The organism is Arthrobacter sp. Bz4, from assembly GCF_003075455.1.
In the GTDB taxonomy this organism is placed as follows: Bacteria; Actinomycetota; Actinomycetes; order Actinomycetales; family Micrococcaceae; genus Arthrobacter_D.
Window position 1 is genome coordinate 21,028 of record NZ_QDAE01000015.1, and the last position, 23,713, is coordinate 44,740.

The 23,713-nt window shown below is 62.5% G+C and carries 22 protein-coding genes and 1 pseudogene; 10 read left to right on the forward strand and 13 right to left on the reverse strand.

Annotation, left to right across the window (positions count from 1 at the left end):
- Positions 1–49: 49 nt before the first annotated feature.
- The 10 genes from DDA93_RS11675 to DDA93_RS11715 form a co-directional block, all read right to left on the reverse strand.
- The gene (locus DDA93_RS11675; RefSeq protein ID WP_019484001.1) at positions 50–1,024 is read right to left on the reverse strand and encodes a DNA topoisomerase IB; all 975 of its coding nucleotides are present in this window, start codon (positions 1,022–1,024) and stop codon (positions 50–52) included.
- Between the two features lie 63 nt (positions 1,025–1,087).
- Complete coding sequence (locus DDA93_RS11680) at positions 1,088–1,819, reverse strand: DUF72 domain-containing protein (protein ID WP_019484002.1); 732 nt, start codon at positions 1,817–1,819, stop codon at positions 1,088–1,090.
- A gap of 73 nt (positions 1,820–1,892) precedes the next feature.
- The gene (locus tag DDA93_RS11685) at positions 1,893–3,476 is read right to left on the reverse strand and encodes an alpha-amylase family glycosyl hydrolase (protein ID WP_024477147.1); all 1,584 of its coding nucleotides are present in this window, start codon (positions 3,474–3,476) and stop codon (positions 1,893–1,895) included.
- Positions 3,473–4,366, reverse strand: a complete 894-nt coding sequence (locus tag DDA93_RS11690; RefSeq protein WP_019484005.1) for a carbohydrate ABC transporter permease — start codon at positions 4,364–4,366, stop codon at positions 3,473–3,475. Before DDA93_RS11690 ends, DDA93_RS11685 begins: the two co-directional genes overlap by 4 nt.
- A complete protein-coding gene (locus tag DDA93_RS11695) occupies positions 4,363–5,376 on the reverse strand; it encodes a sugar ABC transporter permease (protein ID WP_116778876.1) in 1,014 nt (337 codons plus the stop codon). Before DDA93_RS11695 ends, DDA93_RS11690 begins: the two co-directional genes overlap by 4 nt.
- Positions 5,377–5,454: 78 nt before the next feature.
- Entirely contained in the window at positions 5,455–6,036 is a 582-nt protein-coding gene (locus DDA93_RS17010) for an extracellular solute-binding protein (RefSeq protein ID WP_279325273.1), read from the reverse strand.
- Complete coding sequence (locus tag DDA93_RS17015; RefSeq protein WP_279325274.1) at positions 6,033–6,776, reverse strand: extracellular solute-binding protein; 744 nt, start codon at positions 6,774–6,776, stop codon at positions 6,033–6,035. The genes DDA93_RS17010 and DDA93_RS17015 overlap by 4 nt, the downstream gene beginning before the upstream one ends.
- 57 nt (positions 6,777–6,833) lie before the next feature.
- Positions 6,834–7,817, reverse strand: a complete 984-nt coding sequence (locus DDA93_RS11705; protein ID WP_083850969.1) for a LacI family DNA-binding transcriptional regulator — start codon at positions 7,815–7,817, stop codon at positions 6,834–6,836.
- Between the two features lie 278 nt (positions 7,818–8,095).
- Entirely contained in the window at positions 8,096–9,037 is a 942-nt protein-coding gene (pheA, locus tag DDA93_RS11710) for a prephenate dehydratase (protein ID WP_019484009.1), read from the reverse strand.
- A gap of 13 nt (positions 9,038–9,050) precedes the next feature.
- A complete protein-coding gene (locus tag DDA93_RS11715) occupies positions 9,051–9,377 on the reverse strand; it encodes a rhodanese-like domain-containing protein (protein WP_019484010.1) in 327 nt (108 codons plus the stop codon).
- Positions 9,378–9,596: 219 nt separating this feature from the next.
- Between DDA93_RS11715 and DDA93_RS11720 the strand changes: the two are divergent.
- The 3 genes and pseudogenes from DDA93_RS11720 (at position 9,597) to DDA93_RS11730 (ending at position 14,165) form a co-directional block, all read left to right on the forward strand.
- A pseudogene (locus tag DDA93_RS11720) lies at positions 9,597–11,017 on the forward strand (amidase).
- A gap of 13 nt (positions 11,018–11,030) precedes the next feature.
- Positions 11,031–12,497: an oligopeptide:H+ symporter gene (locus DDA93_RS11725; protein ID WP_024477146.1), complete on the forward strand. Its 1,467-nt coding sequence runs from the start codon at positions 11,031–11,033 to the stop codon at positions 12,495–12,497.
- A gap of 138 nt (positions 12,498–12,635) precedes the next feature.
- Entirely contained in the window at positions 12,636–14,165 is a 1,530-nt protein-coding gene (locus DDA93_RS11730) for a long-chain fatty acid--CoA ligase (protein WP_019484013.1), read from the forward strand.
- A 28-nt stretch (positions 14,166–14,193) separates the two neighbouring features.
- Here DDA93_RS11730 and DDA93_RS16350 read toward each other — a convergent pair whose 3' ends face one another.
- Positions 14,194–14,358, reverse strand: coding sequence for a hypothetical protein (locus DDA93_RS16350; protein WP_019484014.1), 165 nt, complete (start codon positions 14,356–14,358; stop codon positions 14,194–14,196).
- A 184-nt stretch (positions 14,359–14,542) separates the two neighbouring features.
- Here DDA93_RS16350 and DDA93_RS11735 point away from each other — a divergent pair, with 184 nt between their 5' ends.
- Both DDA93_RS11735 and pgm read left to right on the forward strand, forming a co-directional pair.
- The gene (locus DDA93_RS11735; RefSeq protein WP_272942581.1) at positions 14,543–15,049 is read left to right on the forward strand and encodes a methyltransferase domain-containing protein; all 507 of its coding nucleotides are present in this window, start codon (positions 14,543–14,545) and stop codon (positions 15,047–15,049) included.
- A gap of 93 nt (positions 15,050–15,142) precedes the next feature.
- Positions 15,143–16,774, forward strand: coding sequence for a phosphoglucomutase (alpha-D-glucose-1,6-bisphosphate-dependent) (gene pgm / locus DDA93_RS11740; RefSeq protein WP_019484017.1), 1,632 nt, complete (start codon positions 15,143–15,145; stop codon positions 16,772–16,774).
- A 13-nt stretch (positions 16,775–16,787) separates the two neighbouring features.
- Here pgm and DDA93_RS11745 read toward each other — a convergent pair whose 3' ends face one another.
- Both DDA93_RS11745 and DDA93_RS11750 read right to left on the reverse strand, forming a co-directional pair.
- The gene (locus tag DDA93_RS11745) at positions 16,788–18,212 is read right to left on the reverse strand and encodes an aldehyde dehydrogenase family protein (RefSeq protein ID WP_019484018.1); all 1,425 of its coding nucleotides are present in this window, start codon (positions 18,210–18,212) and stop codon (positions 16,788–16,790) included.
- An 85-nt stretch (positions 18,213–18,297) separates the two neighbouring features.
- The gene (locus tag DDA93_RS11750; protein WP_019484019.1) at positions 18,298–19,125 is read right to left on the reverse strand and encodes an SDR family NAD(P)-dependent oxidoreductase; all 828 of its coding nucleotides are present in this window, start codon (positions 19,123–19,125) and stop codon (positions 18,298–18,300) included.
- Positions 19,126–19,199: 74 nt separating this feature from the next.
- On the opposite strand from DDA93_RS11750, the gene DDA93_RS11755 reads away from it, so the two are divergent.
- The 5 genes from DDA93_RS11755 to DDA93_RS11775 all read left to right on the forward strand — a co-directional run bounded on the left by DDA93_RS11755 (position 19,200) and on the right by DDA93_RS11775 (position 23,710).
- Positions 19,200–20,528 carry a solute carrier family 23 protein gene (locus DDA93_RS11755; protein WP_019484020.1) on the forward strand — a complete coding sequence of 443 codons (1,329 nt, stop codon included), beginning with the start codon at positions 19,200–19,202 and terminating at the stop codon, positions 20,526–20,528.
- A 5-nt stretch (positions 20,529–20,533) separates the two neighbouring features.
- Positions 20,534–21,091, forward strand: a complete 558-nt coding sequence (locus tag DDA93_RS11760) for an alpha/beta hydrolase (RefSeq protein ID WP_019484021.1) — start codon at positions 20,534–20,536, stop codon at positions 21,089–21,091.
- A gap of 176 nt (positions 21,092–21,267) precedes the next feature.
- On the forward strand, positions 21,268–21,651 hold the full coding sequence (locus DDA93_RS11765) for a hypothetical protein (RefSeq protein ID WP_019484022.1): 384 nt from the start codon (positions 21,268–21,270) through the stop codon (positions 21,649–21,651).
- A gap of 187 nt (positions 21,652–21,838) precedes the next feature.
- Positions 21,839–22,834: a phosphotransferase gene (locus DDA93_RS11770; RefSeq protein WP_116778877.1), complete on the forward strand. Its 996-nt coding sequence runs from the start codon at positions 21,839–21,841 to the stop codon at positions 22,832–22,834.
- On the forward strand, positions 22,835–23,710 hold the full coding sequence (locus DDA93_RS11775) for a DNA-3-methyladenine glycosylase 2 (RefSeq protein ID WP_207771340.1): 876 nt from the start codon (positions 22,835–22,837) through the stop codon (positions 23,708–23,710). It abuts the gene before it with no gap.
- Positions 23,711–23,713: the final 3 nt, after the last annotated feature.

The window sequence follows — 23,713 nt, forward strand, 5'->3', positions numbered from 1 at the left end:
GCGCCTTGAGTGAAGCCTACTGATGAACGGGTTCAACTGGGAAGGATCCCTAAGCTTTAAGCAGCCCGCGAACAGCCTTCTCGGAAGCCGAGTAGCTGGCAATCTCGATCACTTCGCCGGCCATGAACCGATCAACCAGCCGCGGATCAACATAGGAACGTTTGGCGACCGCCGGCGTGTTGCCCAGCTTTTCGGCAACTGCGCGCATTGTCGCCGCCACAGCCTTCTGCCGGGCGGTCTTACTGGTGGCCAATAGGTCGCTGCGGGCAAGGTCCATTGCTGCAACCACTGTGGCCTGCCAGGTCCGGAAATCCTTGGCCGTGAAGCCCTCGCCAGTGACCTGGCGGAGGAACCCGTTCAGTTGCGACGCGTCGACGCGATGCCATTCGCCGTCGGGGGTGCGGTAGGCCAAAGCGGTGTCCGCCTGCTCCCGCTTCAACATGGGCCGCATCGCCGCCGCAAGGTCCGCATCCTCAACGGATGATTCCCACCGCTGACCGCTCTTTCCCGGGAACTCAAAGGTGATCATCGGACCCTTGATCCGGACATGCTCCACCTGCAGGGTGGTGACCCCAAAGGATCCGTTGGTCTCCGCATACTGCTCGGAGCCGATTCGGAGTGACCCTGAGTCGACGATTCGTAGTGCAGCGGCAAAGGCTCGCTCCCGAGGAATACCCTCACTGCGAAGGCGGGTGGTGATGACTCGTCGGGCGGCGGGCAGCTTTTCCCCGAATTCAAGTGCACGATCGAACTTTTCGCGATCCTTCTTCTCCCGCCAGGCCGTGTGGTAGACGTATTGGCGGCGGCCCGCGGCGTCGGTACCCAGCGCCTGAATATGCCCATTGGGGTAGGGAGCAATCCAGACATCCTGCCATGCCGGCGGGATGGCCAAGTCCTTGATGCGTCGAAGATCAGCGGCGTCACGTAACGGGGTTCCGTCGGCTAGCCGGTAGCCGAACCCCTTACCGTGTCGACGGCGAGTAATGCCCGGCTTTTCACAGTCGCTGCGGCGAAGTCTGGGCATTGGGCCACCTTTCCGGATTGAGAAGATCAGCCTACTGCGTATTCCTGATTAGGGCACCGCAGGCTATCCCACGCCAAGGATGGCACGCAGGCTATCGGCGTTCCGCACCGCGTTGCCGCCGCCGTCGTTGTTGAAGTACACGTAAACGTCCTTTCCCGCTCCCTGCCATTCCCGGATCCGGCCCGCCCACCACTGCAGCTCGGCGTCGGTATAGGAACCGCCGTACAAATGCTCGGAGTCGGGTCCGTGCATCCTCAGATAGACAAACGGGGCAGTGGCCCGGAGGACGCACGGCAGGTGTGCCCCGCTCATCACGCAGTACGCCGCACCGTGGCGTTCCAGCAGTGAGTAGACGCCTTCGTCGTCCCAACTGTGGTGCCGGAACTCGACGGCGACCCGGATCCAGTCCGGCAGCAGTCCGAGGAAGTAATCGAGACGGGCGTCGTCACGGTGCAGGCCCGGCGGGAGCTGGACGAGCAGGATGGCGCGTTTATCCCCGAGCTCATGCCAGCAGCGGGTGATGCGTTCGACCCACACCTCAGGTTGGTACAACTTCTTGCCGTGAGTGAGCCCTCGTGGCGCTTTGACTGAGAGAAGAAATCCTTCGGGAAGCCTGCTGCGCCAACCAGCGAATGTGGTGTCGCGCGGCCAACGGTAGAAGCTCGCGTTGAGTTCCACCGTTCCGAACCGCTGCACGTAATAGCTCAGCCGTTTACTGGAGGCGGTGCCTGCGGGATAGATCACGTCATTCCAGTGGACGTAGCTCCATCCGGAGGTGCCGATGTGAATGCCCATCACCAGAACAGGCTACCGGGCCGCTCCAGGGCTAGGCATTCAGGATCCCGGTATGAGTACTTCGCTTGCCGTTTCAGCGCCGAAGCACCCACGCCGCACTATCCGGCTCCAACCAGCCCTCCTCAGCCTGGGGCGAGGAAGCGATGACCACCGTGCTGCCGGTAGGCAACCGTACTGGTGCATCCCCCATGGCCACAGCAACAAAGAACTCCGATCCGCGTTCACACATGAGCAGGTTTCCGTTCCCCACCCGCCAGACGCCAGCATCGTTGGAGTCGAGCACGCCCTTAAAAGCCAGCTGACGCCGCAGTTCAAGCGCGGAGGTGACTAGACGGAGCGTCGAATGCTCATCCGCCTGGTGCACCTCGACAGCCGATGCCCCCCACGACGACGGAAGCGGAAGCCACGGCGAGGATGGTGAATCGACGAGTGAGAAGCCATGGGATTTTTCGGGCGCCACCGTCCAGGGCAGCGGCACTCGCGCGCCGTCGCGGGAAACCCCACCGCGCTCCCACATGGGATCCACCCGTGCGCCCACTGGCACCTCGACCTCCGCCAGCCCAAGCTCCTGCCCCTGATAAATGTAGGCTCCCCCGGGTAGGCCAAGAATGGCCAGGAGACCTGCCCGCGCCCGCGCCACGCCGCGGCTGCCACCTCCGAAGCGTGTTGCCGAACGAACAATGTCATGGTTCTCCAGAGCCCAAGTGGGCGATGCACCATGTTCCAGCCGGGCTGTTTCAAGCTCACGCCCAACACCAGCCCACTCATTTGCGTCCCAGCCCAGGCGGACGAACGCAAAGGCGAACGCCTGATGCATCTCGTCGCTGCGGGTATACCGCGCCGCCCGCTGCGGCTCGAGGTTGACCTCGCCCACAAGGAAACGCTCCGGGGTGTACGAATCGGTTAGCGTTCGCCAGCGCCGATACACTTCGTGGACCTCCTCCTGGTCCGACACAAGTGGATTTGATCTGAGCCCGTCGATGACGGTGCCCGTGGTTGCCGCATCCGGCAGGCCCTCAGCCTTGAACAGTGCATGAGCTACGTCGATGCGCAGTCCATCCACTCCCCTGTCGAACCAAAAACGCAGCACCTCCGCGAAGTAGTCCCCGACCAACGGGTTGCGCCAGTTCCAGTCCGGTTGCGCCGGCGAGAACAGGTGCAGATACCACTGGTGGTCGGAGTCCGAGCCCGGATTTACTCGGCTCCACGCGCTGCCACCGAAGACACTCTGCCAATTATTTGGGGGCGTGACGGGATCGGGGCCGTCGGCGAAATGGAACATCGCCCGCTCGGACGAGCCCGGCGACGAGCTGATCGCTTGTTGAAATAGCGGGTGCTCCGACGAGCAGTGGTTGGGAACGACGTCGAGCACTATCCTCAGGCCCAGCGAGTGGGCAAGATCGAGAAGTTGATCGAATTGTTGAAGGGTCCCAAAGAGGGGGTCGACATCGCAGTAATCGCTGACATCGTAGCCCTGATCCACCTGGGGTGAAGGCTGGAATGGAGTTAGCCAGATGCCGTCCACACCGAGAGACGCGATGTACGGAAGTCGAGCCAGCAGACCCGCCAGATCCCCTACTCCATCACCATCGCCGTCGGCGAAAGACCTCGGATATACCTGGTATATGACAGCTGTCTGCCACCACGGATCGTTCATTTGGTGGCCCCGGAGGTGAGACCCTCAACAATGCGGCGCTGGAAAATGAGCACCATGATCACCAGGGGAATGGTGACAATCACCCCCGCGGCCATCTGCTCCCCAAAGGGTGCCTGAAACTCGGTAGCACCAGTGAACTTGGAAATGGCGACCGTCGCAGTTTGGATCGCAGGGTCGTTGACCATCGAGAGAGCAATGATGAACTCATTCCAGCTGTGGATGAAAGTAAGGATTGCGGTGGTGAAGACACCCGGCGCCGCAAGGGGAAGCAACACCTTCCGGAATGCCTGCCATTTGCTGCAGCCGTCGATCATGGCGGCTTCCTCAAGGTCAAACGGCAGTGATTTCATGAAGGTGGTCAGATTCCATACGGCTAGCGGGATCGCAAAGGAAAGGTTGGGCACAATCATCGCCTGGTAGGTGTTGATCCAGCCGATATCGGTGAAGAGCCGCAGCAAGGGAACAACAACTGAGATGCCGGGGAACATTGATGTTGCAATGATGACGCCCAGGATCACCGATTTGAACCGGAAGTTAAGCCGGGAGATAGCGTACGCCGCGAAGATTCCCAGAACCAGCGCGGCCGCAGTGGTGACGCCGGCAACAATCAGGCTGTTGAGCAGTGCCTGCCCGAACATGGTGGAACCGTCAAAAACCTTGAAGTAGTTTTCGGCGGAGAACGGCTGAGGAAGGAGGCTGTTGTCGAAAATGTCGGATGTACGTCGGAAGCTCGAAACCAGCATCCAATAGAACGGTGCCAGGCAGTAGACGAGGATTGCGGCCAGGCCTACGTACACCGAATAGGATTTCCACCCTCGCCGCTTTCCCAGACGCTTGGGTGCTGCCTCGGCGGGTGTTTCAACGGCCGGAATTACGGGAATCTGTGTCATCGGGCTGCCTTGACCTTTCGGGTGCTGGTGGCTCGGCTCAACGCCCGCACCTCTTTGGTCCCGGCGACATCCGCGCCGAGGATTTTGACGAAAGCGATTGCAACAACCGCAACATAAAGGAACAGGATGATCGCGAATGCCGATGCCGAGCCGTACCGCAGTTGGTTTGATTCGTCCCAGGCGAGCATCGAGAGAGTTTCGACTGATTCCTTGCCGGGACCGATCAGCACGAACGGGAGGTCAAACATTCGCAGAGCGTCGAGCAGGCGAAACAGGACCGCAACCAGGAGTGTGGGCTTGACGAGTGGAAGAGTGATGGAGCGAACCTGGCGCCAGAACCCGGCACCGTCAATTCTTGCCGCCTCGTAGACCTCCTCCGGAATGATCTGCATACCTGCCAGAACTAGCAGACCGATGAAGGGTGCGGTCTTCCAGACCTCCGCCACGATGATTGCCACCTTCGATGCGACGCCTTCGGCGGTCCACAGGATCTCGCTTCCGATCAGATTGTTGGCGATGCCGTCCGACTGGAAAATCCATCGCCACAGGAGGCCCGAGACGGCCGTGGGGATAGCCCAGGGAATCAAAATGCTTGCCCGGAGGAAGCTCCGGCCACGGAAGGCCCGGTTCATCGCGAGAGCAAGGCAGAGGCCCAGAATGGTTTCGAGTGCGACGGTGGTGACGGTGAAGAAGGTGGTGTTACCGAAGGCATTGAGGAACCGGGCACCTGTCTCACCAACGAAAAGATCAGTGTAGTTTCCGAGCCCAACGAAGACTTCTCCTTCAGACACGAACCCGTCAGCGTCGAGGCCCGACTGCTGCCGGAACATGGACTGGTAGAGCGCCGAAATCAAGGGGTAGGCAATGACCAGGGCGAGCACGAGAAGGGTTGGAGAGAGCAGCATCGCCGCCATCCGACCTTCGCCTGCTGTGCGTTTACCGGGTTTATTCCGCCCGAGTGGGCGGGCACCCGACGTCGACCGCGCGGACGCGGAAGTTCTCGTACTCATGTGGTCCTCACTTGATTTGCAACAGATTCTGATACGTGCCGTGTCCGCCCGGGGTGCCCCGGGCGGACACGAGTGTCACTATTCGGCGGACAATTCCTCGAGCTTCGCCTGCATATCGGCGAGTGCCGCTTCAGGGTCCTTGTCGCCTGTCAGCGCTGCGTATGCTTCTTCCTGGATAGCCGTTGTAGTGGCGCCATACTGGACTACCTTTGGACGGGGCTGTGCATTCTCCAGCGACTCCAGGAGGGTGGGGTAGAACGGCCGTTGCTCAACAACGGCCGGGTCCTCCAGAAGAGACGCATACACCGGTGCACGCGAACTCTTGTCCAGCCGGGCGCGAGATTCTTCTTCACTGGTGAAGAACTTGATGAAATCCAGAGCCGTGGCCTTATTGGCGGTGAACGGCGAAATGGCCAGGTTTCGGCCACCAAGGGTGGAAACGCCGGGATTGTCTCCAATGCCTGGGACCGAGCTGATGCCGAACTTGTCCAGCACCTGGCTAGAACCGTCAGTAGCGGTCAACGACGCGTACACAAAGGGCCAGTTTCGCAAGAACACCACTTCGCCGTCCTGGAAGGCCCGACGTCCCTGTTCTTCGAGATAAGTGATGGCGTCACTCGGAACGAGGTTGTCGGCGAAGGCATCACTCAACTGGGTCAATCCAGCCAAGCTTCCGGAGAATCGACGGTCGGGTTGCCTTCCTCGTCGAACACCGCGCCGCCTGCCGAGGCTACAGCCTCGGTGAAGTTCACGGTGAGTGCCTCGTTCTTATCAAACTGGCCCGCGTAACAGGACATGTCCTGTCCCTCGGGAAGCGCAAGGATGGCGTCGCACGCAGCCTCCATCTCGTCCCAGGTTGCTGGGGGCGAGTCGATCCCTGCCGCCTCCAGCAGGTCGGTCCGGTAGTAGAGCAGGGCGCCATCCGTGTAGTACGGAGCCCCGTAAAGCGTGTCGCGGTAAGACGCGGCATCGACCGTAGCGGGGATCATGCTATCGGTGGGTAGCGCATCCTCGGGGAGCGGCTCGATCCACCGGTTCGCCGCGAACTCGGAGGTCCAGACGACATCGAGGTTCAGCACGCTGAAGGTGTCCGACTCAATCTGCGCGTTCTGGATCAGCTGCTGACGCTGCTGATCGGCCGAGTCCGGGAGCTCGATCAGAGTCACCTGCTCATCGGGATGCTCGGAATTCCACTTGTCGAGACTGTCCTGTGCAGCCCCCGAAGCATCTCGCGAAGAGACGTAGTTGATGGGACCACGGCCCTCAAATTCTGCTTCGGATACGGCTGTTCCTTCGTCCTCGGATACTTCGCCACCCGCGCAGCCCGAAAGCGCGAGGGCTGAGATGGCAAATGCTGCCGTGCCGAAAAGGATGTGCCGGTGTTGGCGACGTTGCCTCATGTACTGCTCCTTGTGTGTTTGGTGATGGTGATGGTGAGAAGGAATTGTGTGGTGACGTCAGGAACCGGGCCGCGGCGGGCCCGTCGATCCACGCTTGACCAACCGGTGCTGCACTACCCGTGGACCGAGATCCCGGGACCGAAGAATTTTCCTTACGGCGATCTGTCCCATGTCCTCCAGGGGCTGCGCGATCGTGCTCAGGGCTGGGTGAACATGCTGTGAGGTCGAGGTGTTGTCGAAGCCAAGCACTGAAACGTCCTCGGGAACTCTTCGACCAAGCTTCTGGAGTTCATTGACGACGGCGGCACCCATTTCGTCGCTCATGGCAAAAATGGCGGTCAGGCCCGGGTCCTGTTGAAGGAGTTGAGCGAGGCCGGAAGCGCCACTCTCGTAGAAGAATGTGCCTGCCGCCGTAACCGTCGCGCAGCCTGCCTCGTTCATCGCCCGTTCATAGCCGCGCTGCCGGGGTTTTGCGACGAAAATGGATAGTGGATCTCCGGCAAGTAAACCGATGCGCCGGTGACCGAGCTTCAACAGGTACCGGGTGGCATCATAGGCAGCGAGTTCATCGTTGATCGCGACGCTCGGTGAACCGGAGTTATCGCTAATGGCAACGGAGATGATCGGGATGGCGGGGCCCAGGAGTTGACGCATTTCCGGGGTGATGACGGCCGAGATCAGGATAACCCCAGCGGCGCGGTAGGTGCGTAGGGTTCTCAGGTAGCCGGCGATGAAGGTGGACTTCACGCCTGTCCGGCCGAGCATAACCGCGTAGCCGCGCTCACGAGCTGCATCCTCGACCCCCCGCATCACCTCGGAGGCGAGGGCATCGGACACCATTGGTGCCAGGAGGCCAATAACGGACGTCTGACGGGTCTTGAGCGTTCGCGCAAGGGAGTCCGGCTCGTAGTTGAGTTTTGCAATCGCCCCCTCCACGCGCTGGCGTGTGGCGTCCGTATAGCCAACCAGGCCGTTGATAACCCTGGACACAGTGGCAGGCGAAACGCCAGCTTGTTGTGCCACATCCCTGATCGTTGTCACGGTTCCCTCCCCTCTGAGGAGTCACGAAACCCTGCGCGCAAACGGTTTACGTAAACGGTTTCGTGACTTGCAGCACTAACGCTAAGCCGAGGGAAGTAGAAAGCCAGCACGTTTCGTAAACAGCTGGCCGAACGGTCGAATCCGATCGCGGTCTACTGGGGTACCCGAGCATCCCGGAACTGGTTGACAACGGTCGGGGAATGTCTTCGACTAAGGTCTTGGCACACCCCGCCTCCAGGCGACCGGGCCGCGTTCGCGAAATAACCGGTGGCGATCACCTAGTCACTCTGCTGGAGCGATTCCACCCAGATCCGAGCTGCCTTGAAGGCTTCGTCTGAGGTGTGCCTGGCGACTGAGTGTTCGCGCCGATCGGCCCTGGCGTACGAACCGAGAAAGCGCAGCTGGGGGCTGATCCGATGCAACCCCTGCAACGCGTCGGCCACCCGGGCATCAGCAATATGGCCTTCGGCGTCGATACTGAAAAAATAGTCACCGAGGAACTGGCCGGTGGGCCTGGATTCGATCCGACTCAGGTTCACTCCACGGGCAGCAAACTGGTCGAGGATCTCCATCAGTGCACCGGGGTGGTCTTCCGGCAGCGGGATGACGAGAGTGGTTTTATCGGCGCCGGTGGGCTCGGGCAGGATGTTGGGCCGGCTCACCAGAATGAACCGGGTAACTGCATCCGCGACGTCCCCGATGTGACTTCCCAGCACCGGCAAGCCCAACCGCTCAGCTACGAAAGGTGAACAAATCGCTGCATCGTACGGACAGTCTGCTTCCAATAGGCCCACAGCCGCTGCGGCCGTGGATGAACCCGGCATATATTCTGCCCCTGGAATATTCTGGGTGGTCCACAACTGGCACTGAGCCCAGGCGTGCCCGTGAGTGGAGATGGTGTGGACTTCGTTCAACTGCATCCCTGGTTTGGCGACCAGGACGAAGGTGATGGGAACCAGTACTTCGCGGATTATCCGCAGGGGCTCGCCTTGGGAGATGGCGTCAAGGGTCGCACTCACCCCGCCCTCGACTGAGTTCTCGATTGGCACCATCGCGGCCTCAACGGAACCGCTGCGCACCAGGTCCAGGGCTGCGTTCACCGTCGGCGCCGGTACCCGCCGGGCGACGTCGGCGCCGGGAACCTGCAAGAGAGCTGCCTCCGTGAAGGTGCCCTCCGGGCCCAGGAAAGTATAGGACGCCTCCGGAACGCGAGAACTCATGGATTCCTCACAGTCACAGAACGGTGGGCGGCTGATTGGTGTCGGAGACCATCGGCTTACCTGCCTCAAGCCAGGCACCCATCCCACCAGTGACGTTAACTGCCGAGTAGCCATTGGCAACCAGCCACTGCGTGACTTGCTGGGAGCGACCACCGGTCCGGCAAATTACGTGCAGGTCGGTGTCCGGGTCAAGTTCATCCAGGCGGGCTGGAATCTGCTCCATCGGAATGTGCACCGCCCCGTCAATGTGGCCTGCCTCCCACTCGTAGTCCTCCCGGACATCCAACACAGCGCTGCTGTCGGCAATTGACTCGATCGAGACATTCTCGGACTCGCTCATCGGCAAACCCCTTCCCAAAGGTCCTATTTCGCCAAGCCTATAGTGGGAGACGAACCTCACCCACAATGCTGTACCCAAACGGGAGGTAACAATGCCCGCTGATCAACCCACCATCCTCGCCGGCACCACCGGTCGTCGTCCTCGCGTTACCTACGTGGGAAGTGCTGACGCGATAGCAGTTGGGGAACCCCTGGCCGCCAGACTGCCGGGGAGCATTCAGTGACGGAACTGCACCAACTGACAGCGTTGGCCCAGCGTGACGCAATCGCCCGCGGGGAACTTAGCTCCCGGGAGCTGACCGCCCACTACCTGCATCGGATTGATGAGCTCAATCCGGGCCTCGGATCGTTCATCGCCGTGACCGGTGAGTTGGCCATGAGAGAAGCCGCAGCGGCCGATGACCGGCTGGCATCGCCTGCTGCCGGGTCGCTTCCGGTACTGCACGGGATGCCCCTGGCCCACAAGGATCTCGCCGATGTCACAGGTGTCCCCACCACCTTCGGTACCGCAGCGTTTCCCCCGGCGATCGCGACAAGCGATTCTCCGCTGGTGGCCATCCTGCGCAGAGCAGGCGCAATCAGTCTGGGCAAAACCCAGGTGCCCGAGTTCGGCCTCAGCTGCCACAGCGAGAATGACATTGCACCAGCTGCCCGCAATCCGCTCGATCCGGCGTTCAGCCGGGCGGCTCCTCGGGCGGCAGTGCCGCAGCTGTTGCTGCGGGCATGATCCCCTTCGCTCCAGGCAGTGACGGCGGCGGGTCTGTCCGTATTCCGGCGTCGGCCACGGGGCTGATCGGACTGAAACCGAATCGTGGCCGAATCCCGTCCCTGTCGGGGCAGGCCGACCTCGGACAATTTGTGGTCGCCGGGCCGCTGGCCCGCACGACGGCGGACGCGGCACTCCTTCTCGATGCGATGGTGGATGCCCCAAATTTCCGTGCGACCAGCGCGGTGCCGCCGTCGTCGTCATTCCTCGACGCTGCCCTCCAGGCGGAGGGCACGTTCCGCATCGGGGCCAGTACGCTGTCACCGTTCGCCTCGGCATTCGACATTGCGCTCGACCCAGCGGCACGTGCCGCCTACGAGAAGGGGATTGAGGCGCTCATCGCGGCCGGGCACGACGTCGTCGAAGCCTCGATCACCTACGACAGTCGCTACCATCAAGCCTTTCAGACCGTCTGGACAGCGGCACTGGCGACGGCGCCCATCCCGCCAGGCAATGAACGGCTACTCACCCCGCTTGCCGCCACCATGCGCGAGCGGGCGCTGTCACGAAGCGCGGCTGACCTGGTTGCGGCGATCGATATTCTGCGACAGTTTGAGCAGGAAACCATCACCCAGTACTCGGCTCACGATTTCATCCTCACCCCAGCGCTCGGGCAGACCCCCAGGCCAATAGGGTGGTACACGTCCGAGGACGGGGACACCGACTACCTCAGGCAATGCCAGTACTCCCCGTTCACATCGATGGTTAATGTTTGCGGCTTGCCTGCCATCGCGCTGCCGACCCTGACCACTGAAGCCGGGCTTTCAATGGGTATCCAGCTCATTGGACGCCCCAGCGGTGAGGCCCAGTTACTGTCGGTTGCAGCCCAACTCGAATCGGCCTGGGGCCCAGATGACACCGGCCTGGTGGAGTGACACCATCGTATAAATGATCACATCGCATAGTTCACCGCCCCGCTCGGCGGATACCTCTTTTTTTGGTCACCCTCGAATGCTGGCCCACCTCTTCAGCCTTGAAGTGTGGGAACGGTTTTCGTTCTATGGAATGCAGGCGATCCTTGCGTTCTATATGTACTTCGAAGTCACCGCTGGCGGCCTGGGCATTGAGCAGGGCTTGGCCCTCACTCTGGTGGGTGCCTATGGCGGAAGCGTCTACCTCTCAACAATTCTCGGCGCGTGGCTCGCAGATCGCGTGCTTGGGTCCGAGAAGGCCCTGTTCTACTCGGCCATCCTGATCATGTTGGGGCACATCTCGCTAGCCGTCCTCCCCGGCGGGGTGGGACTGACCATCGGACTGGTGCTGGTGGGAGTCGGCTCTGGCGGATTGAAGGCAAACGCCACCTCTCTGGTCGGCACCCTGTACAGCAAGAAGGACCAGCGACGCGATGCTGGATTCTCCATCTTCTACATGGGCATCAACCTCGGCGCCCTGTTTGGCCCACTCCTCACGGGGTGGTTGCGTGATACCGCAGGATTCCACATCGGGTTCGGAGCCGCAGCGATAGGCATGGCAATCGGCTTGGTGCAATACTCGATCGTCCGGAAGCATTTCTCCGCCGACGCGCACGTCATCGAGAACCCCCTTCCCCGGTCCCAATACCTCCGGTGGATCGCTATCGCATTCGCTGCCGTTGCTGTGGTCACTGTCGCCTTCCTCAGCGGCTTGATCAGTACCGACAACCTGGCCCAGGTAATGGCATGGGCGGCCATCCTCGCGGCAGCAGGCTACTTCACTGTCATCCTGACGAGCTCGAAGGTTTCCGCTCCGGAGCGAAAGCAGACCATGGCTTTCATTCCGCTGTTTATTGCCAGTGCCGCATTCTGGGCCCTCTACCAGCAGCTGTTCACCCTGATCATCGTCTATTCCGAGGAAAGGCTGAATCGGAACTTCTTCGGCCTGGAGATTCTGCCTGAGTGGATTGTTTCCTTTGTGCCGGTATACGTCATCGTGCTTGCCGGCATCTTCGCGGCAATGTGGACCAAGTTGGGCGACCGACAGCCATCATCTCCCCTGAAGTTTGCCTTCGGATTGATCGGGATCGGCCTCGCGTACCTGATGTTCCTGCCGTTCGCTGGCGGCGGCGCGAACACAACCCCGCTAGTCGCCATGGCAATCACTTTGCTGGTCTTCACAATTTCCGAACTGTTGATCTCCCCCATCGGCCTGTCGGTGGCCACCAAATTGGCGCCGGAAGTCTTTAGGACCCAGATGGTTGCGTTGAACTTCCTCTCGATCTCCCTCGGGACAACGCTGTCCGGCATTCTGGCGAGCCGCTACGATCCATCAACTGAGGGCACCTACTTCTCGGTGCTTGGCATTTCGGTGATAGTAATCGGCGGAGTGCTGGTTGTTGGCACCCCAGCCATCAAGAAGCTGATGATGGGCGTGCGCTAATCTCTCCACTCTTCACAGGCGTCCACCTGCATTTGGTGGGCGCCTGTGGCGTCCCGCTGACCCGGCCCCCATTGCGCAGCCCGACTCCATGAAACAGACTGTTACTCATCAGTAACTAGCCTGATCAAAGGAGATCGCGTGCCTAACCTCGCCAACAACCTCACTTCCACTGCCCACGAGCACCCGGAGGCGGTAGCGATCAAGCTCGACGACGTCGAGCTCACCTTCTCGGCGCTCGATCAGTGGAGCCAACGGGTTGCAGGGCTGCTTGCACAGAAAGACGTGCAAGCCGGCGACCGGATAGCCCTGATCATGCCGAATATTCCGCAGATGGCATTTATCTATTACGGCGTTCTGCGGTTCGGTGCGGTGGTGGTTCCCCTCAACCCCCTGCTGAAAGCCCGGGAAATTGCCTATCATCTGGACGATTCTGGGGCACGCCTGGTCTTCGCGTGGGAGGGGGTGGCATCGGAGGCTGAGTCGGCGGTCGGACAGATTGCGGCCAGCGCGGCGCAGGGAACAACTCTCGAGGTAATCGCTGTCGATTCGGGCGCCTTCATGCAGCAGCTCTCAACTACTGAACCAGCACCGCAGGTGGTCGAGGTCGATGACGAGGACACCGCGGTGTTGCTCTACACCTCTGGAACGACCGGACGGCCAAAAGGCGCCGCCCTGACGCACGTCAACCTGCGCCGAAACGCTGAGATATCACGGGACCTGATGGGAATCGCCACCGGGGATGTGCTGTTTGGGGGGCTGCCGTTCTTCCACATTTTTGGGCAGACCTGCGCCTTGAACGCATCAGTACTGACCGGCGCGACCGTGACCCTCCTACCCAGGTTTGAACCAGGTAAGGCCCTTGAGATTATCGCCCGCGACTCGGTAACCATCTTCGAAGGGGTGCCCACCATGTACATCGCGATGCTGCGGCACCCCTCGGTCGCGGAGACCGACCTGTCGTCGCTGCGCGTGGCGGTTTCGGGAGGGTCCGCATTGCCCGTGGAGGTGCTCCACGAATTTGAGCGGGTTTTCAGTGCCGAGCTGCTGGAAGGATACGGCTTGTCGGAGACATCGCCGATCGTAAGCTTCAACCGACGCGGGACAGTACGGAAACCGGGCTCGATCGGGACCCCGGTCGACGGCGTCCAGGTACGGATGCTCGACGCCGACGGCGCGGAGGTGCCTACCGGCGAGGTGGGCGAGTTGTCAGTCAGCGGCCACTGCGTCATGAAGGGCTACTGGAACAACGACGACGCCACCGCCGCCGCTATCCCCGACGGCTGGTTCCGGACCGGCGATCTTGCCAGATTTGACGAGGACGGAGCCATTTTCATCGTGGACCGCAAAAAGGACATCATCCTGCGTGGCGGGTACAACGTGTACCCACGCGAGATCGAAGAAGTTCTCTACGAGCACCCGGCAGTCGCCGAAGCAGCAGTTATTGGTGTTCCTGATGAGCTGCAGGGCGAGGAGATCGTGGCCGTTGTCGGCATCAGAGCCGAAGCGGAACCGGCGGACGACGCCGCCCGCGAGCGCCTGAGCTCCGAAATACTCGAATTCACCAAGGAACGCGTCGCGGCCTACAAGTACCCTCGGCGGGTCCTGCTGGTGGAGGCCCTCCCCAAGGGCCCGACCGGCAAGATCCTTAAACGCGAAATCCGGGTCTAGCGGCAGCCGCCGGGATCAACCCCGTGGATCAGGAGTCGTCGTCGTTCTCCCGGTTATCCTCGCTTTCGACTTCCTTACCCTCGGGAAGTTCACTTGCCGGGCCGGGACCACCGTAGCCGCCAGCATCGATCTTGTCGGACCCGCCGACCGACTCCGCCGCGTCGTCGCGTTCCTTGTCAATCTGTTCACTCATGGGATGGCACCTTTCCTGTATTTGGCTAAGTACACAGCGAACTTATCACTTGGAGGAGACCACGATGACCCCAGCAGAAGACCAGACGGCCAGGGTTTTGCGGGCCTGGGAGCAGAACGCTGCGAGCTATGACCGGCAGATCGCATTCCTGGATCGGTTCTAGTTTGGCGGTGGCCGGGAATGGCTGGGGGCCCGGGCAACCGGGCGCGTCCTTGAAGTGGCGGTCGGCACCGGGCTGAATCTGCCCCATCTCCCGGTCGACTCGCAGGTCAGCGGGATCGATCTCAGCCCGGCGATGCTGAGCATTGCCGCCGGACGGGCATCCCGTCTGGGCCGCCCGATGGATTTGAGGGTAGGCAACGCCGAAGACCTTCCCTTCGCGGACAGCTCGTTCGATACCGTTCTCTGCGGGCTGTCGCTGTGTGGGATACCCAACCCAGCCTCAGCCATCGGAGAAGCCAAGCGGGTGCTGGTGCCCGGCGGACGCCTGCTCCTTCTGGATCACGTGGCGAGCAGCTGGCCACCGGTATACGCGATGCAATGGCTGTTGGAGCGGGCCACAGTCCGCATGGCGGGTGAGTACTTCACGCGCCGACAGTTGCCCCTGGTGGAGGCTGCTGGGTTCACCGTCGTCGAAGTCGAGCGTCTTAAGGCCGGCTCGATTGAACGAATCCACGCCCTCAAACCCTGATTCTGTTGTGCTGCTGCACGGCCTACGCGGCACACTCCGCCACAATTAGCGTCCGGGGCTGTATTCGTCCCGGTTCTTTGGCATGCTGTAGCAATGGCAAACCGAGCGGGCACAGTCGCCCTACCCAGCGATCTCGTCGACATTACTTCCCTTCTGGACGCGTATTTCGACGTCGTTCCCGATCTCAGCGACCCGGCACAACGAGTGGCGTTTGGCACGTCGGGACATCGCGGCTCCTCACTCAAGGCGTCCTTCAACGAAGGACACATTGCAGCGATCACCCAGGCGATCGTTGAATACCGGGCCGGGCAGGGCATCACCGGTCCCCTTTTCATGGGCAAGGACACTCACGCGCTTTCGGATCCCGCCCAGCAGACGGCGCTGGAGGTGCTTGCCGCCAACAATGTAACGGTCCGTGTGGATGCCCGTGGCGCCTTCACCCCCACCCCGGCCGTATCGCACGCCATCCTCGCCTACAACTCGCGCGGCGCAGACCAGGCAGACGGCATCGTCATCACCCCTTCGCACAACCCTCCCGGTGACGGCGGTTTCAAATACAACCCACCGCACGGGGGACCCGCCGACTCCGACGCCACCAACTGGATCGCCGATCGAGCCAACACCCTGATGGAGGGCGGCCTGCGGGAGGTCCGACGGGTGCCCGCCAGCCAGGCGCTGCAGGCAGAGGGCATCGGAACCTACGATTTCCTGCAGCACTATGTTGAGGACCTGCCCAGCGTCCTCAATCTCGACGCCATCCGGGCATCCGGTCTGCACATCGGTGCGGATCCCATGGGGGGCGCAGCAGTAGATTACTGGGGTGCCATCGGTGAGACCCACAACCTGAACCTGACAGTCGTCAACCCGTCAGTTGACCCGCAGTGGGCGTTCATGACCCTGGACTGGGATGAGAAGATCCGGATGGACTGCTCCTCGCCGTCGGCCATGGCCTCATTGATTGCCCGGTCCTCCGAGTTTGATATCTCTACCGGTAACGACGCCGATGCGGACCGGCACGGTATCGTCACCCCGGATGCGGGCCTGATGAACCCCAACCACTACCTCGCCGTCGCCATCGATTACCTCTACCGGAATCGGCCGCAGTGGCGGCAAGACGCCGTCGTCGGGAAGACCCTCGTGTCCTCGTCGATCATTGACCGGGTGGCAGCGGATCTGGGCCGAACGCTCGAAGAGGTTCCGGTGGGCTTCAAATGGTTTGTACCGGGCCTGCTGTCCGGTGGCCTGGCTTTCGGTGGTGAGGAATCCGCGGGGGCCTCCTTCCTGCGTCACGACGGCACCACCTGGACCACAGACAAGGACGGCATCCTGCTGGCCCTGCTAGCCTCGGAAATCACTGCGGTCAGCGGTCGCACCCCGTCGCAGCACTACGCCAGCCTGACCGACCGGTTCGGGTCACCGGTGTACGCGCGGATCGACGCGGCAGCGACACGGGACCAGAAGGCGGCGTTGGGGAAGCTTTCGCCGACGGATGTCTCAGCCACCACCCTGGCCGGCGAGACCATCACGGCCCGGCTCACGGAAGCACCGGGCAATGGGGCTCCAATCGGTGGGTTGAAGGTCACCACCGAGAACGCCTGGTTCGCTGCACGCCCCTCGGGTACGGAGGACGTGTACAAGATTTACGCCGAGTCCTTCAAGGGTGCCGACCACCTCAAGCAGGTCCAGGACGAAGCGAAAGCACTGGTGGACGGGGTGATCGGGTAACCCTCGGGGGTGGTCAGAGGAGCCGGCGCAAGAGCCACTTCTTCAGACCGCTGTAAGGAGGGTAGGCGAGGCGCAGGGTGTCGATGCCGGTCCCTTTGGAGAGCACTCCCCGCAGCTGGCTGAAAGTGTCGAAGGAATAGCGCCCGTGGTAGGCGCCCGTCCCGCTGTCACCGACGCCTCCAAAAGGCAGTCCGGGAACCGTCAGGTGCAGGTTGCAGGCGTTGTGGCCGATCCCGCCGGCTCGGACCCGGGCTTCGAAGCTCTGCTGCACCGCGCTGCTCCTGCTGAACAGGTAGGCAGCGAGAGGGGCGGGCCGGGCGGCGATGAATTCCACCGCTTCATCCATCCCGCTCACGGTCAGGATGGGCAGGATTGGTCCGAAGATCTCGTCGTGCATGACCGGCGAGTCCGGCTGCACCTCGGTCAACAGTGTGGGTTCGAGGTATCGGGTGGCCCGGTCGTGCGAGCCGCCAGCGTAGATGCGGCCGCTATCCAGGAGCCCCACCAGACGATCGAAGTGGGTTTCGTTGATAATCCGGCCATAGTCACTGCTCTGGCTGGGATCGCTGCCGTAAAACTCGGCGAGCGCCCGTTTCAGCTGCTTCAGGAGTTGTGATTCCAGCCCCGCCTTCACGAGCACGTAATCGGGAGCGACGCAGGTCTGCCCGGCGTTAAGGAATTTACCGAAGATCAGACGCCGGGCCACGGCGCGAAGGTCTCCGTCCATCACGACGGCGGGGGACTTGCCTCCCAGCTCGAGGGTGACAGGGGTGAGCTGCTCAGCAGCGGCTTTGGCGACGATCCTCCCCACGCGTGCACCTCCGGTGAAGAAGATGGAATCGTACTTCTGGGTGAGCAACTCGGTGCTCACCTCGGGTCCGCCTTCCACCACCTCCACGGCCGCGCCGTCGAGATATCGAGGCAGGAGGTCAGCGATCACAGCCGAGGTGGCGGGCGCTAGTTCGCTCGGCTTCAGGACCGCGCAGTTCCCGGCGGCGAGCGCACCAACCAGGGGCGACAGCAGCAACTGCACCGGATAGTTCCAGGGCCCGATGATCAGCACCACTCCCAGGGGCTGAGGCTCCCGGTGGGCCGACGCCGGCGCCAGGCCGATCGGGACCCGTACCCTTTCGACGCTGGTCCACTCCGCCAGATGCCTGAGAGCAAACTCGGCCTCCGCCCGGACCAGCGAGAGCTCAGAAACCAGTCCCTCGAGACGGCTCTTGCCCAGATCTGTCTGCAACGCGTCGGCGAAGTCCTGTTCCCGTTCGGCGAACATCCGCACCAGGCCCTGCAATTGGGCTCGGCGCCACGCGAGTGGCCGTGTGATCCCGTCATCGAAGGTGCGGCGCAGGCGGTCCGCCGCGGTCGTTCCCTCAGCGACGGCACCATCCTGAGCACCGGAGCCGCCCGCAATTAGTGTTGGACTACTGGTCATCTAGGGTTCCTTCTTGACAGAACGGCCAGCGGATCGCTGGCTGGGACATTTTTTAACGGGTGGCGGTCTTCTGGTGGGTGGCAGCTCAGCTGGCGCGGCCCGTGAAGTGCTCCATGGAGCTGTACACCTTGAAAACCCGGCCAGCCACCACATCCCAGACCGGCTGGGGAAGAAGCCCACGCAGCGCGCTGCCCAGGGCCACCGACCAGGGCAGCTGAAGGCGGGCACGCCCCACCAGCATCGCCCGCCAGGCCTTATCGACAACGTCTGCCGGGTCCATCAGCGGCGTGAACAGTGGCCCTCGGGCACCTTCGAACATGCCGGTCTTGATGTAACTGGGAATCAGGGTGGTGACCTTGATGTGGTTGTGCCCGGCTTCGCGCAGCTCGAGGCGCAGCGAGTCGCTCCATCCGATGACTGCCCACTTCGAGGCGGTGTACACGCTCATACGGGGCACCGACAGGGTGCCGGACGCTGACGCGACGTTCAGGATGCGTGCCTGGTTTCCCGCCGCGATGAGGTCCGGCAGGAATTCCCGGGTCAGATGCATGAGCGCGAGCGTGTTGATGTTCATCACCAGAGCGATGTCGGCCGCTTGGTCGTGCTCCCAGAAGTACTTCCCGCGCACGATGCCGGCATTATTGACCAGCACGGTCGGGACCCCGACGTCGTTCCGCACGGCGGCGGCCGCCGTCGTGATCTCCTCCAGGGACGCGAGATCAACCACGTAGCTGTGCACCGAGGAGCCGGCACCGCTCAGGAAATCGGCGGCCCCACCGAGGGCCTCGGCGTCCACATCCCAGAGCACCACGGCTGCTGCCCCCTCCCTGACAGCGCGTTCCGCGTACAGCCGACCCATCCCGCTGGCGGCACCGGTGATGAGGACTGTTTGGCCTTCGACTGTGAATGACATGAGTGCAACGTAACATCCCGCGCCGGACGGTAAGATTTCCGACAGATCACCCCACATCTTTGGAAGGCACAGCCATGAGCAGGTTCGGTACCGCTTGGACAGTTCACGGCGACGGGAAGAACGTCCTGCCGGGGCAGTTCGTTGCCCCTGATGAGCGGCTGAGCTGGCCGCGGACGATCGGTATTGGCGCCCAGCACGTCGTCGCCATGTTCGGCGCCACGTTCCTGGTCCCCCTGATTACCGGGTTCCCCCCGGCAACCACCCTCCTGTTCTCGGGCATTGGCACCATCCTCTTCCTGATCATTACCGCGGGGAAGGTACCGAGCTACCTCGGGTCAAGCTTCGCGTTCATCGCGCCGATCGCCGCCGCCCAAAGCCAGCACGGTCCCGCTGGGGCGCTTGGCGGCATCATCATGGCCGGTGCGGTGCTGGCGATCATTGGCGCCATTGTGCACAAGGCTGGTTCCCGCTGGATTCAGGTGGTGATGCCACCAATCGTTACCGGCGCGATCGTCGCGCTGATCGGACTGAACCTCGCACCCACGGCCAAGGCCAGCTTTGAGCAGGCTCCCCTCACCGCCCTGATCACCGTGGTGGTCATCCTGCTGGTAACGGTCCTGTTCAAGGGCATCCTCGGGCGATTGTCCATCCTGGTGGGTGTCCTGGCCGGGTACGTTGTCGCCATGCTGCGCGGTGAGGTGGACTTCGCTGCGATCGGCGACGCCGCCTGGATTGGTCTCCCCCCATTCCAGACCCCCGAGTTCCACCTCTCAGTGGTGGGTCTTTTCATCCCGGTGGTGCTGGTTCTCGTCGCCGAAAACATCGGCCACGTGAAATCGGTGGCGGCAATGACCGGCCGCGACCTTGACCCCGTCACCGGGCGCGCGCTGATGGCCGATGGCCTCGCCACCATGCTCGCCGGGTCCGGCGGTGGCTCCGGAACCACCACGTATGCAGAAAACATTGGTGTGATGGCGGCATCCCGCGTGTACTCCACGGCCGCCTACTGGGTGGCAGGCATTGTCGCAATCCTGCTGAGCCTGTTCCCGAAGTTCGGCGCCCTGATCGCCACTGTCCCGGCCGGGGTCATTGGGGGCGCAGGAGTGGTGCTCTACGGCATGATCGGCATTCTCGGGGTGCGGATTTGGGTACAGAACCAGGTCAACTTCTCCAACCCCATCAACCTATCCACCGCAGGGGTTGCCCTGGTGGTGGGCATCGCCAACTTCACCTGGACCATTGGGGAGCTCACCTTCGAAGGCATTGCCCTGGGTACCGCAGCGACACTCGCGATCTACCACGTGATGAACGGGCTCGCCCGCTGGCGGGGCAGCGAACATCTCACCGGGCCCGACGCCGTCGACGCCTCCGACAAAGGGTCCCGGCCTTCGAAGCTGGGCTGAGCCGGATGAAGATCTTCGTGGTTCATGGATACCAGGCGTCCCCCGGCGAGCACTGGTTTCCCTGGTTGAAGTCCCGCTTCACCACGGCACAGGACAGCGTGACGGTGCTCGAACTACCGACCCCGAATGAACCTGTGGAGAGCGGTTGGACTGCCGAACTGCACTGCGCCATCGGCCGTCCCACCGGGGACACGGTGATCGTTGCGCACAGTCTCGGCTGCATTACCGCCCTTCGCTATCTGGCGTCGCTGGAGCCGGGGTGGTCTCTCAGGGGGCTGATCCTGGTCGCAGGGTTCGCCGAACCCGTCGCTTCACTTCCGCTCCTCGATCCCTTCACCGCCGACAACGGTTTCGTCGACGAACTAGTGGTCTCCCGTTGCACAGTGATCAGGTCAGACAACGACACAGTGGTTCATCCTGCCGCCACTGCCCGGCTCGCGGCCAGGCTGCACGCAACGCTCATCACCATCCCCGGCGGTGGCCATTTCGGGTCCGCCGACGGGTACCAGCGTTTCCCCGAGCTGCAGCAGGAACTGGCTGGGCTACTTTCCACCGCACGCTAGGAAGGCAAACAAGTCGTCCTTCACCCGAAGGCTCCGCCCGCGCAGGAGCAGCATCGAAGGGCTGCGGACGTCTTTTGGTGAGCTGTCGGACACATCCAAACTGTCGTGGACGACGAAGTACCCCATTGACGCTTGCTACTGAGTTAAATGGATCTGCTGAGACTTCAGGACACATCATGAACACTTCATGCATCACCACTACTACTGAACGCCACCCGGATGCCGGCGAAACCCAACGTTTGACCCTGCGGGAAGACGGCATCCTGCACGTCTGGTGGCGACCGTCAACGGTGGTCTCTGTCGACGACGCGCGGGCCACTCTCGATGCATCGCTCCTCAACCCCGGATCCCGGCGGATCCTGATGAGAATGACAGCTGTGACGTTCACCAACGCCGCCCGCCGGGCCATCTGCACCGAGCAGGGCATTACCGCCATCGCTCTGCTCGGCGAGGATCCCGTTGACCGGGTAGTCGCCGCCTTCGCCGATAACGCCGCTCACCCAGCGCAGTTCTTCACCTCCGAGGACGCAGCCGTCGACTGGCTGGACACCTTCGCCTGACCCCACACCCCACTCAGGCCCTGGGTGAGCCCCGCCCTCCCGGTAGTGCCTAAACTGGTGTGATGTTGAGGATCGGGCTGTCGGGCGGCGTGCGCAGGGGAAATCACACTGGGTACTACCGGCTGATCACCGCTACGGAAACGGACCGGCCGGGCGGACTTCATTCAGCCGAGCCGACGGAGTCCTGATGGATCTGCAAAAGGTCTGGGCGTCCCCTGATTGGCGGGACCAGGTCCAGCAGTGGATCACGCAGGTGCTGGACAGTTGCAACCTGTCACAGACCGGCCCCCTGGAGCCGGCCCGTATCCGGTTTTGGTCCACCCAGCTGACGGTCCCCACCAATCACGGGCGGCTCTGGTTCAAAGCGAACAACCCCGGTCAGTTCACCGAGGCGGCCCTCGTGGCGTGCATGTCCGAATTGGTGCCGGACCATGTGGTGACTCCCCTGGCGATAGAGCCGGCCAAGGGCTGGATGCTCACTCCTGACCATGGAAAGACCCTTGCCTCACTAAAATCGACTGACTACCAGTTATGGGTTCGGGTGGTGATGGACTTCGCCGACCTTCAAAAACAACTCATTCCCCATAAAGTGCCGCTGGCCGCCGCCGGACTAGTGAGCATGGACCCCGCGATCGCCGGGAATTTCGCCAGCAACCAACTGCTCCTCCACACCGGCCTGCCCCCCGAGCATCCGTTGCATCTCTCGCCGCAGGCCGCCGACGGGGTCTACCTCAGCATTCCGGCGCTGGAAGAAGCCGCTGCCGCGGTCCTGGCCTCTGGTGTCCCCCTGAGCCTGGAACACAACGACCTGCACTCAGGGAACGCCTTCATCCCGGGCACCACCACAGCGCCACTACGATTCTTCGACTTCGGCGACTCCTACTGGGCCCACCCGTTCAGTTCGCTCTACGTTCCGTTGACCGTAATGCAGGAACAGTGGGAGACAACTGTTGACGATGCCCGGATCCGCCGCGTCATCACCGCCTACCTTGAGTGTTGGACCGATTACGCCCCCCTCGCGGAGCTACGTCTCGCCGTCGAACCGGCACTCCAACTGGCGCGGCTGCACCGGTATGGATCGTGGTTGCGCCTCCTCATCCACGCCGACGATTCGGCAATGAGCGAGTACGGCCCACACGCCCTCGAGTACCTGCGAACCCTGACGGATCCGGTGCTGCGGTAGGTGAACAGCGTCTTTCTCGCAGCCAACGGGTCAATCGAGACCGTACCCATGGTTGCCCTGCTCGCGAACCACTTCATCCCGGGTTGTGAGGTTCCGGATCGCTCCGGCAGCTCACACACCCGGCTCCTCAGTACCGCCAGCGGGCACCACGCTGTAACCCTCACCGTTGGTTCGTCCGGGGTTGAAGTGAGCACTTCTGCGCCGTTGAGCCAGGTCCCCGGCCTCACCGCAACCATCCGGCGCTGGCTCGATCTGGACACCGATCTCACGGCGGTGGCAGCAGCGTTCGACGACGACGCCCTGCTGGGTCCGCTGGTCCGGCACCGCCCCGGGCTGCGTGCCGTGGGCTATCCCGAACCGTTCGAAGCAGCGATCATGACAGTCCTTGGCCAGCAGGTCTCGGTGGCGGCCGCTGGCACGTTTGGCGGACGGTTGGCCGCTGCGTACGGAACACCCGGGGCGGCCGGCCTCACCGTCTTCCCCACCCCAGAGGCGCTTGCCTCCGCGCCGCCGGAGCAGCTTCGCAGTGCGGTGGGCGTGACCCGAACCCGCGGAGCAACAGTGCAGCACGTTGCCCGGGCCTTCTGCGACGGGCTGATCCTCCACGGCGACCCCACCGATATCCGGCAGGAGCTCCTGGCCATCCCGGGGATCGGGCCATGGTCGGCAGACTACCTGATGGTGCGAGTACTCGGGGATCGGGATGCCTTCACCCCGGGGGATCTGGTGTTGCGCCGTGCCATGGGCAACCCCAGCATCAGGGAAGCCGACATCCAGTCTGAACGGTGGCGGCCGTACCGGGCGTATGCCCTGTTTCACCTGTGGACCGAAGCCACCTCGGCCGAAAAAGTGCCGCACCCGCAGGTTAGTCGTTGAGCA

Bases quoted from the DNA above. Each gene is read 5' to 3' on its own strand.
- DDA93_RS11675 (WP_019484001.1), bottom strand. From the start codon at position 1,024: ATGCCCAGACTTCGCCGCAGCGACTGTGAAAAGCCGGGCATTACTCGC.
- DDA93_RS11680 (WP_019484002.1), bottom strand. From the start codon at position 1,819: ATGGGCATTCACATCGGCACCTCCGGATGGAGCTACGTCCACTGGAAT.
- DDA93_RS11685 (WP_024477147.1), bottom strand. From the start codon at position 3,476: ATGAACGATCCGTGGTGGCAGACAGCTGTCATATACCAGGTATATCCG.
- DDA93_RS11690 (WP_019484005.1), bottom strand. From the start codon at position 4,366: ATGACACAGATTCCCGTAATTCCGGCCGTTGAAACACCCGCCGAGGCA.
- DDA93_RS11695 (WP_116778876.1), bottom strand. From the start codon at position 5,376: ATGAGTACGAGAACTTCCGCGTCCGCGCGGTCGACGTCGGGTGCCCGC.
- DDA93_RS17015 (WP_279325274.1), bottom strand. From the start codon at position 6,776: ATGAGGCAACGTCGCCAACACCGGCACATCCTTTTCGGCACGGCAGCA.
- pheA (WP_019484009.1), bottom strand. From the start codon at position 9,037: ATGAGTTCTCGCGTTCCGGAGGCGTCCTATACTTTCCTGGGCCCGGAG.
- DDA93_RS11715 (WP_019484010.1), bottom strand. From the start codon at position 9,377: ATGAGCGAGTCCGAGAATGTCTCGATCGAGTCAATTGCCGACAGCAGC.
- DDA93_RS11725 (WP_024477146.1), top strand. From the start codon at position 11,031: ATGATCACATCGCATAGTTCACCGCCCCGCTCGGCGGATACCTCTTTT.
- DDA93_RS16350 (WP_019484014.1), bottom strand. From the start codon at position 14,358: ATGAGTGAACAGATTGACAAGGAACGCGACGACGCGGCGGAGTCGGTC.
- pgm (WP_019484017.1), top strand. From the start codon at position 15,143: ATGGCAAACCGAGCGGGCACAGTCGCCCTACCCAGCGATCTCGTCGAC.
- DDA93_RS11745 (WP_019484018.1), bottom strand. From the start codon at position 18,212: ATGACCAGTAGTCCAACACTAATTGCGGGCGGCTCCGGTGCTCAGGAT.
- DDA93_RS11750 (WP_019484019.1), bottom strand. From the start codon at position 19,125: ATGTCATTCACAGTCGAAGGCCAAACAGTCCTCATCACCGGTGCCGCC.
- DDA93_RS11755 (WP_019484020.1), top strand. From the start codon at position 19,200: ATGAGCAGGTTCGGTACCGCTTGGACAGTTCACGGCGACGGGAAGAAC.
- DDA93_RS11760 (WP_019484021.1), top strand. From the start codon at position 20,534: ATGAAGATCTTCGTGGTTCATGGATACCAGGCGTCCCCCGGCGAGCAC.
- DDA93_RS11765 (WP_019484022.1), top strand. From the start codon at position 21,268: ATGAACACTTCATGCATCACCACTACTACTGAACGCCACCCGGATGCC.
- DDA93_RS11770 (WP_116778877.1), top strand. From the start codon at position 21,839: ATGGATCTGCAAAAGGTCTGGGCGTCCCCTGATTGGCGGGACCAGGTC.